The organism is Pseudoalteromonas sp. GW168-MNA-CIBAN-0100, assembly GCF_040309225.1.
GTDB lineage: Bacteria > Pseudomonadota > Gammaproteobacteria > Enterobacterales > Alteromonadaceae > Pseudoalteromonas > Pseudoalteromonas arctica.
This window is the reverse complement of record NZ_JBEOOL010000019.1, coordinates 84447-93895: the sequence shown is the minus strand read 5'-3', so window position 1 is coordinate 93895 and position 9449 is coordinate 84447. Positions and strand designations below refer to the sequence as shown.

General features: G+C 37.4%; 10 protein-coding genes. 2 read left to right on the top strand and 8 right to left on the bottom strand.

Annotated features, from left to right (window positions below):
- Positions 1–180: 180 nt before the first annotated feature.
- Positions 181–519, bottom strand: a complete 339-nt coding sequence (gene glnB / locus AAEY62_RS13000) for a nitrogen regulatory protein P-II (RefSeq protein WP_002962211.1) — start codon at positions 517–519, stop codon at positions 181–183.
- Positions 520–679: 160 nt separating this feature from the next.
- On the opposite strand from glnB, the gene AAEY62_RS12995 reads away from it, so the two are divergent.
- Both AAEY62_RS12995 and AAEY62_RS12990 read left to right on the top strand, forming a co-directional pair.
- A complete protein-coding gene (locus tag AAEY62_RS12995; protein ID WP_121954429.1) occupies positions 680–1231 on the top strand; it encodes a GspH/FimT family pseudopilin in 552 nt (183 codons plus the stop codon).
- Positions 1232–1310: 79 nt separating this feature from the next.
- A complete protein-coding gene (locus AAEY62_RS12990; RefSeq protein ID WP_024589415.1) occupies positions 1311–1841 on the top strand; it encodes a GspH/FimT family pseudopilin in 531 nt (176 codons plus the stop codon).
- A gap of 6 nt (positions 1842–1847) precedes the next feature.
- Here AAEY62_RS12990 and AAEY62_RS12985 read toward each other — a convergent pair whose 3' ends face one another.
- From AAEY62_RS12985 to AAEY62_RS12955, 7 genes are all read right to left on the bottom strand, one after another.
- Positions 1848–2264: a type IV pilin protein gene (locus tag AAEY62_RS12985; protein ID WP_024607276.1), complete on the bottom strand. Its 417-nt coding sequence runs from the start codon at positions 2262–2264 to the stop codon at positions 1848–1850.
- Positions 2265–2273: 9 nt separating this feature from the next.
- A complete protein-coding gene (locus AAEY62_RS12980; RefSeq protein WP_350635067.1) occupies positions 2274–5462 on the bottom strand; it encodes a pilus assembly protein in 3189 nt (1062 codons plus the stop codon).
- Between the two features lies 1 nt (position 5463).
- Positions 5464–5967, bottom strand: coding sequence for a hypothetical protein (locus tag AAEY62_RS12975; protein ID WP_024589418.1), 504 nt, complete (start codon positions 5965–5967; stop codon positions 5464–5466).
- Positions 5955–6950 carry a PilW family protein gene (locus AAEY62_RS12970; protein WP_007581375.1) on the bottom strand — a complete coding sequence of 332 codons (996 nt, stop codon included), beginning with the start codon at positions 6948–6950 and terminating at the stop codon, positions 5955–5957. Before AAEY62_RS12970 ends, AAEY62_RS12975 begins: the two co-directional genes overlap by 13 nt.
- Before the next feature lies 1 nt (position 6951).
- Positions 6952–7512: a type IV pilus modification protein PilV gene (pilV, locus tag AAEY62_RS12965; RefSeq protein ID WP_007581374.1), complete on the bottom strand. Its 561-nt coding sequence runs from the start codon at positions 7510–7512 to the stop codon at positions 6952–6954.
- Positions 7513–7695: 183 nt separating this feature from the next.
- Positions 7696–8397 (bottom strand): LytR/AlgR family response regulator transcription factor, encoded by a 702-nt coding sequence (locus AAEY62_RS12960; protein ID WP_024607278.1) that lies wholly within the window; start codon positions 8395–8397, stop codon positions 7696–7698.
- Positions 8394–9428 (bottom strand): sensor histidine kinase, encoded by a 1035-nt coding sequence (locus AAEY62_RS12955; protein WP_010555108.1) that lies wholly within the window; start codon positions 9426–9428, stop codon positions 8394–8396. The genes AAEY62_RS12960 and AAEY62_RS12955 overlap by 4 nt, the downstream gene beginning before the upstream one ends.
- Positions 9429–9449 lie beyond the last annotated feature (21 nt).

Sequence of the window (9449 nt, the reverse complement as noted above, 5' to 3'; positions counted from 1 at the left end):
CCGAATTGTTGTTTTGCCCAATGAGTATGTTCGTTAATCATAATGTGCCCTCAAACAAGATTTGAAGATCTGATCATGACATTGAGATTTAGTTCAAAAAAATCCCCGCTAATTTCTTAGCAGGGATTTGTGTATAAGAGACAGCTTAGTAAGCGCCTTTTTACTGCGTAGAAGAAAATCTTAAATCGCCTCTTCATCTTCCTCAGCAGTACGAATACGTATTACACGCTCAACATCAGTGACAAATATTTTACCGTCACCGATTTTTCCTGTTTGTGCCGTTTTTACAATAACTTCAATTGCACGGTCTACATCTTCATCAGTCAATACAATATCAAGTTTTACTTTAGGTAAAAAATCAACCATATACTCTGCGCCACGATATAACTCAGTGTGACCTTTTTGACGTCCAAAGCCTTTAACTTCGCTTACCGTCATACCTGTAATACCTACATCAGACAATGCTTCACGCACATCGTCTAACTTAAAAGGTTTGATAATTGCTTCTATTTTTTTCATATTAATTACTTTTGAAAGCTCCAGTTGCCTCGATTTTAGACAATCATGATGCTCATAGCAAACAAAGCGATTGAATTACGGTGATAAAACAACCGATCATGGTATAATTTATTGTATAAAAATAGCGATACTTAAATGACTAGCAGTAAATGAGATTAATATGAAAAATAAACAAAACGGATTCACTCTTTTAGAACTCATGGTAACCGTTGCTATCGTTGGGATCATTGCATCCATTGCGATCTGGAATAGCAGCGATATGCTAGAAGAAAATAGAGCTGAGAATTTTTTGTTGGAATTAAAAAGAAGTATTACTTATGCACGCTCTCAAGCGGCAAGTACGGATGAAATAGTTATTTTATGTCCCGCACAAGAAGGCGCTATTAAACAAGCTAAAGATGAGTTTGAATGTGAACCAGAATGGGACACGAATAAAATCATTGTTGTTTTTGTTGATGCTGATAACAATGGAAGTTATAACGTAGCTAACGATGCCTTGTTGAGAGTTATAGAAGATATTCCTGCAACTGATAGCCTTAGTTATAGTGGTAACGAGACAAGTCTTCGTTTTAATACCAGTGGTCGTATTACAACAAATCCGGGAGACTTTATCTATTGCCCTAATAGTGATAATGAAAATAACAAAGCTTTAACAGTATCTCAATCTGGTACTTCTTTTTATACTGGTGATACAGCTCAGACTTGCGGTTAAAAAACATACAAATTAATCTTGTCATATTTGTATCATTTACTAGACTGAGTTAATCATTTATTAACTCAGGTCTTCAAGGATGAGATTATCAATATCAAAAAACAAGGGAGTGACACTTCTTGAATTAATGGTTTCAATTGCTGTTGTCAGTGTAATCAGTCAATTATCGATGTGGTTTTATCCAGACTTCTTGGCTAAAAACCGATTAGATAACCATGTGAATCTACTACACCGAAATATAAATTATGGCCGTCTTTACGCAATTGAAAATGGTACTTACGTCACGCTTTGCGCACTAAAAGGCAGTCAATGCACAAAGGACGAGTGGGATGGTCAAATGTCACTATTTATCGACAAAGATAAATCAACGACTCTCGATGATGATGAGTTACTCTTAAGCACTTTCGAGGATGTTCATGATGCTGATACTTTAGAGTATCCGCGCAACGCCATTACATTTCGTCCAGATGGTTCTTTAAATGGTTTTCAAAATGGGACTTTTATATATTGCCCCAATAGCGATAAAGCCAATCTCGAAGGATTGGCTTTATCTGTAAGTCAAACGGGTAGAATTCGCATCAAATCAACTGATAAGTGTCAGAAGAAGTAATCTAGGCTATCGGCCCCAGCAATAGTCAACATCTGAGTCTCCTTTAGACCCTTTTGCACCTTTGAGGCCTGTGTCAGTAATTGTAAGCTCTTTACAATCATTATCGCCTTTTACAGCACCGTCTATAGGTTTAGCTGTAATAGTGAAGGTATTGCTATCGACTACCTTTATGGATAGCTCAAAATGGCCATTTTCGGTTTTACTTTGCAATCCTAAATCAGTAAATGTCTCTGTATATTCCCTATTATCGACAAAATATTGCTCTTCCTTGTTTGCTGCATCTAATAATGCTGCAGCAGCTTCAGCGCGCGAAGCACGCTTTACATATTCAGTATAGTTAGGCAGCGCAATTGAAGCGAGTATGCCGACGATAGCAACGGCTATCATCAGCTCAATTAAGGTAAACCCGTGTTGTTTTTTCATCTAATTTCCTTAATTATTAACTTCGTCATTTTCTTCACGTTTATAGATATATGTTTGTTGGGTTTTAAAGCCAAACCCTACTGCATTGTCATTAACCAACACAACTTTACCATCAACAACAGTTAAACCAGGACCTTTTATTTCTACAGGTTTCATTGGATTTTCCGCATTTTCACCTTTAATACCAGGCCCAATTAAATAAAACTGACTTTCTTGTATTACGTCAACTGTTGGGTTGTCATCACATTTACCATCGCCATTACCATCTACACATGAAGGGCTTTCACCAAAGTATAACTGAGGTGTGTCTGGTACATCATAGCTGGTTGTAAATTTAAGGTCGTCATACACCTTAGTACCGTAATGTAAGTGAAAAGCATATAAAGAACCGCCACCACCACTTAGCGAACATTGATTTTCAGTCGATGTATCTGATGCAGGTGTGAAGCTTGTAAAATAGGCAACACCTCCAACAACTGTGGCAGCAGCTAGCGACTTTTCACCCGTTCCTAACTCATATCTCCAGCCATTAAATTTAGCCAAGTCTACTTCTAAGTCAACAAAATCATCAACGTCATCTAGGGCATTACCAAATGGATCTGAGTTCATTTGCATTAAATCAGCAGGCACAATAGTATCTGGTGCATTCGTTTTATACGATTTAGTAACCGTATTTTCATCTCTGATCATAAACAATTGATCTTTCTCATTGGTGCCGGTTGGTTTTGAGCGGTTACCGCTACCAATAACTATCGCATCATACGGTGTATCTAAGCGTGTTATAACGGTACTACCATCAACTGTTGTCTCGCTTACTTTACTATAAATGGTTCGTGCAACGAGTGGTTTATAAAAAAAGCGTCGATCCTCAGTTGCTTTATTACTACCAAGCTCAGCTAATTTAAAGTGACTAAATTCACTAGTACTAGTACTAGTCCCTGGCATATCTATACGCCAAATATCTCCACCTGTATCTGCCGCATAAATTCGGTCTATATATCCATCATAATCAGAGTCAAGCGTGGTTATATCTGCAGCAATACTATGCTTACCTTTAAAGCCATTAATATCGGGTGTTAATGCCCATACTCTTTTACCTGTTTCGGCTTCAACAATATAGATACCTCGCCCTGTACTATCTTCACTACGGATAGCTGCGTCTTTATTAGTATCATAACCAGCACCAAAAACTAATAAGGGTTTATCCCCAAATGCTTTAATGTAGGCTATTTGTGGCTTTGACCAGGTTTGTGCAAGCTCTTTAAAATCACCTTTACCACCTTCGATTGGAGCGTCCCATAATTTTTTCGGTATGTTCGGATTTGTTATATCAAGTCCGTAGTAATTTTTACCACCGCGACGCATCCCCGCAAAAGCCCACACTTTATCGTCGCCACTCGCATCAATAATACCGTCATTTAAACCATCACTATTTAAGTTTTTATTATCAAAATAAATACTAATAGGACCATCCACACCATATACTTTCGTATCGGCTTGATTTTCACGTAGAGGTTTAATAATGTTGTATAAAGCAGACGGTATAAATGCCCAACTTTCACTTACGCTATCATCAGAATCCTTGAACATATGCAAAAAGCCTGCATTAGTTCCTATCAAAACTCGAATATCATCATTACCATAATCGATTGCAACAGGTTTAGAATGCAGAGGGTCACCAAAAATATCTTTGCGCTGATCAACGCTAGACCCATCGCCATCTTCATCATCAACGTCTATACCCATTGCCCATTTGATATCATTACTCGATAAGCTTAGCGGATTGTTATCGACTAAATTGAGAATATCACTCACAACTGAGGTATTAAAATTTACTATAGCTCCCTGATTGTCAGTGTATAAATTACGGCTATCTGAATCTAATGTCGTTAAATGAAGGTTCACACCACCTTGTGCAACTAAGTTACCATCCGCTGGCTCCCCACTTGGCAACCAAAATGTTTCTGCATTTTCGTCAATTAAGCCATTCTCATCAAGTGCCGACAATCCTTTTGAATCAACAATTTGATTCCCTGATACTTTCAGTTTTTTTAAGTTTCCACGCCAACGAGCACCGGTTTCAGGGTAAAACATGGCAAAATAAACAGCATCCCGGCTACGAGTTTGATCTACATTATTACTCGCAACTGAAGGCGATGAAAAACTATCATTTACTTCTCTAATTCTTGAAATAGTATTTTTTAATGCTTCAGATAAAGCTTCTGAAGTTCGCGCCTCTAAGTACTGGCCTCCACCAACTGATGCAGCTTTCTCTAGTAAGTCGATACCGCCCTCGCTCATTCCTGTGCCAAAGCCAATGGTAAAAACTCTACCAGTATCTAGCACATCACTTGTATCAGAGTATAAATCTACTTTTGTATTATTTGTTCCATGTATTATTTTTGATAGAGCAACTAAATAGCTATTAGAATAATCACCGCTCACAAAAGGGATTGAATCATTAAATAAATTATTATGTACACTTTTAATCTGATCATCACGACCATCATCGTTAGTAGGGTCTCCATCAGTCATCAAAATAATATTAATTGAGTTATCGCACCTGAGAGGATCTCCTGATTCCTTTTTAAATGGTGACTTATAAGTTCCATTAGCATCGGCTGCTTTATCTCTGCTGTTAATACCATACCCATAATAAAGGCTTTGCCCAGTAATATACCTATACGCCTCCCATAATGTTTCAGTTAAAGGAGTTGCACCACTTGCAGGCAAATCGTCAACTTCATTAAGTAAAGTGTTTTTGTTAGCACCAAGCCTTGCTAGTACATAGCCACCTGAACTTTCTCTAAATCTCATTAAACCAAAATCAATATCATCATTATCGGTAATAAGTTGGCTAACAGCGTTTTTTGCTACTAATAAGCGGCTATCTTCACAAACAGCTTGTGCATATCCGTTTACAGACTTGTAACATTGCTGTGTGTAACTAAAGTAAGTCTGACTTTTAAAACAATCTGATGTATAAAACTGTCCATTTTGATATCGACGATAACACTGGCCTCCATCTACAACATCCCAGGCCATACTCCCAGAGGTATCAAATATCATTAACACTCTTGGATTTTCGTCTGTCTCTACATCATGATTTACATAAAGCTCAATATCCTCAGCGAATACCGACATACTTATTGTTAAGCCAAGCAAAGAGGCTAACACTTTGTTTAATTTAAATTTCATCTTAAATCCCCTTGCTTACGCTGGCCATTTCTTGTGCTATACCTGTAACAATAGTTAGTTCATGTTTACTTTTAGATCCATATTCTATTGTTGTGGCAACCTGTAACATATTGCACGATATACCTGCAGTAAAATTAAAGCGTCGAGGACATTCTAAATCTAACGCCCCCTTGTTCAGGTTAGTCATTTTGCTTTGCATATCTGCATGATTTGCAATCACCATACCTTTATCATCACCATCCGCGATTGCAGTTACTTCATCGGGAGTCAGGAAGAACTGATTATTAGCGCCTTGATTTGCCTCATCAGAGATCATGCGCTGCACTTCACCAATGAGTTCATTTTCGGCCACTTCGCGCTCTTGTGCTGCATTGGTAATTTTAATATCAATACTACTACTGCTCATAAGCGTTACAGCAATACCGGTCACTGCAATAACCATTATTAAAGCTGTAATTAGAACTACACCTTGCTGTTTTTTTTGTGATTGTTTTAAATACGCCATAAATTTGATCCAACATTATTTAATCGAATAGTAGTAGTAAACACCGTGCGTCTGAAATTATCGGTAAATGTTAATACACGCTTATCTTCATCCTCACCTAATGTATAAGTTTGGTTTTTAATTTTAACTCCCGGGTCTGGCTGCAATGCGCGTATTAATAAAAAAACCTGAACAGTTAAAATACCTTTACGATTTTCCCAATCTGTATACTTCATATCTTGAATACTTCGGTAGGTATCTACACGATTATCACTGTTAGTATCAAGACCAAAAACAAACCGCATGTTCTCAACACCTTCCATAATAGTTTCTGTGTTGATGCTTCCACCAACCAGGCGCTTTCTCATTAATGCAGGTACAGTTAAATTTTTATTATTAACTTTATAAGTTTGTTCTGATAGATAATAAACATGATGGCTGTAAGGCCAAACGGTTGCATTAACATTAAGAGTCGCAGCGTTAACCGTTCCACGGAAAAATTGAGCTTTCTCTTGCTCAGCTACAAAGTAGTTTTCATCAGCCTGAGTCTCATTAGTTACTGTATTAACTGTTAAGCTCTTACCTTGTAAAAATTTTAATTGAATAATGTCAGTGCTTTTAATCGGATTATTTAGGCAGTTAAGCTCTTTTGATTCTCCAGCAACCTTTGCGTAAATAGTTCTAAAATTACTAGCTGTAGCAAAATCAGGAAAACTCCCATTATTTAACCCTTCAAAGCAGTCTGTTCCAGGGTTTGCTAGTGTATCTGTATTTACTGCAGTGAACGAATCGTCATAATAAGTTCCCCAAAAGCCAATTTGTTCAATATCACGTTGCATTATGTTAATTGCAAGGCGCCCTGATTCTTGAAGTTCACCAATAGTCATCGTATCTTTAGTGGTTACTTTCATACCTATATAGGTGAACATAACGCCACCTAGTATTAATCCACCAATAAATAATGAAATCATCATTTCTACAAGTGTAAAACCTTTTTGCTTCATGTTAGCTCCTAAGGTAAATGTAACTAGTTAAAACAACTAAGCGGCGCTTTTTGTCAGCCGTTCCACACTTTATTGCGCCAGTAGCATCATTTGCATTAAACTCTTGTCGACCTTGCCACGAAACAATTACTTCTAAATTAAATGCCTTACCACCCGAGCCAGCAACTGCTGTAGGTGCAATACATACGGTAGCACCATCTAAAGACCCCGTATTTTCTCGAGCTCTTATAGCCCTTTTCCACTGCTCAAGATCTAAGGCCGCAACTTGCGCTGCGCTACAAGTATTTGTAAAGCACGTTTGCGAGGTTGTCGTTGCAGTTTCACTATCAAATGTTTGTGTGTACAGTCCGGCTATTTGAGGGGTATCGTTAGCACGGATACGCTGCACAATATCATTACCAAGTGCAACTGCAGCAGCACGTTGCATAGAATCAAAGCTTGCTTGCTTTGCTTTTGCTTGCAGGGCAACTGCGCCTAAAAGGCCAAAACTAAGAATAATAAATGCAATTAACACTTCAATTAGAGTGAAGCCTCTTTGCACTTTTGTTTGAGATGACTGCATAGTAGAACCAAATAAAAATTATCTGATTATAAGTTTATGCTATTTATTTGAGGAATCAATGAGGACTAAGACAAGCGGTTATATTTGTTGATAAACGGTTAATTAAATCGGCTCATTCAACAAAACAGTAGTAATTAAGCGTAAATGCATTTAAGTCAGAGGCAACTTAATTGCGAAATAAGTCTAAAGCGTATTTTTAACTAATTTAAGCTCGCGGCGGCTCACTGGCAATAACTCACTGCACCCTTGTAGCTCAATCATATGATTGCCATTCCCTTTTGAATGCAAGGCTATTACTTTTTGTTTATTCACTAAAGTATTGCGGTGAATTCGTAAAACATATGCGGGATATTGCAGCTCTAATTGCTTTAGGCTTTGCTCCAGTAAAGCTTCTCCACCCGAGAATATCATTTTGGTATACTTTTCTTCGGCACTAAAATACAAAACATCATTTATATCAACACTACGTAGAGTACCCGCTAACTGATAAGATACTTTTACATTTTGTTGTTTTTGAATATGTACTTTATTTAAACGGCCTACTTGCTTAAGTACCTTCTGCAGTGATTGCTCTGAAATAGGTTTAACTAAATAACCTGCAGCGCTTAATTGTAAAGCATCGAAGGCATGCTCAGGGTGGGCAGTTATAAAAACAATAGCAGGAGGTAGAGTTAGACTATTGAGCTCATTAGCAACTTGTAAACCATTCATACCAGGCATATCAACATCTAAAAAAATCAAATCAGGCGTTTGCTTTTTAGCAAGTACTAGAGCTTCCTTACCATTACTTGCCTCACCTTGTACAACTATGCTTTTATCATGTGCCAACAAACGGATTAAGCGAGATCTCGCAAGAGGTTCATCATCAACAATGAGCACATTCATACACTGCCCTCAATTAGCTTAGGGATAACGACCTTGACCCTAAACACATCATTTTTATTAGTAATTGTTAGCTGCGCTTTATTTTTATAATAAATATTTAATCGCTGGCGAATATTTTCAAGCGCCATTCCGTTATTAGGCCTAGTTTGAGCATTAGAAATTGTTATAGGGTTAGAAACAATCATGGTTATATAGCCGGTAGTGATATGTAGCTCTACTTTTATTTCTGCACCATGCTCACTTGTTTCAACGCCGTGGCATACCGCATTTTCAATTAATGGCTGCAGGGTTAAGCAAGGAATACTCAATGCGGGTAGTTCATTAGGTATTTGCCAATCAACTCTTAAGCGATTACCAAAACGCCACGTTTCAAGTGCGATATATTGCTTACTCAACGTTATTTCATCTTCAAGAGATACATTCTTCCCCGAGTGCATTGCAGCCTGCGATAATGCGGCTAATGCTAAAATAGCCTGTTCTGCCGCATCGGCATCATGATGAGTAAGCTCTGCAGCAGTGTTTAAACTATTATATAAAAAATGAGGACGTATTCTAGCTTGTAGGGCATCAAGCTCTGCACGAGAAAGTGCTTTAGTTTGCTGCTCTTTTTCAAAATGAATTAATAAAAACTGGACGAATAAAGCAGCCAGCAAAGCCACTATAATGCAATTGCGAAGTGTGAAATAAATTAAGTTATTTGTATCATCTATATCAAAAGCAAAATGAGAAAATAAAATACTAAAAATACAGGTAGATAATAAAAAAAAGGCAAAAAATAGACTTAATTGAAAAGTTTGAGTACGTTTTTGTAAGAAAAATCTACAGAAGTATAAAGAAGAGGTACCGACTAAAACAATTAAATGCATAAACAAACTAATGATCCCAAGTCGTAGCCAAATATCTCCTTCTACATTAGGTGCAAAAGCTAAAACAATAGCAATAACTTGAGAAACAATAAGCGTGGCTAATACGCCTCGTTCATTAAAAAGAGCCGAAAAAAGCAAACCATCATTTTGAAGTGACTTGCTCATAACGACTCTCCTTTAATCTAA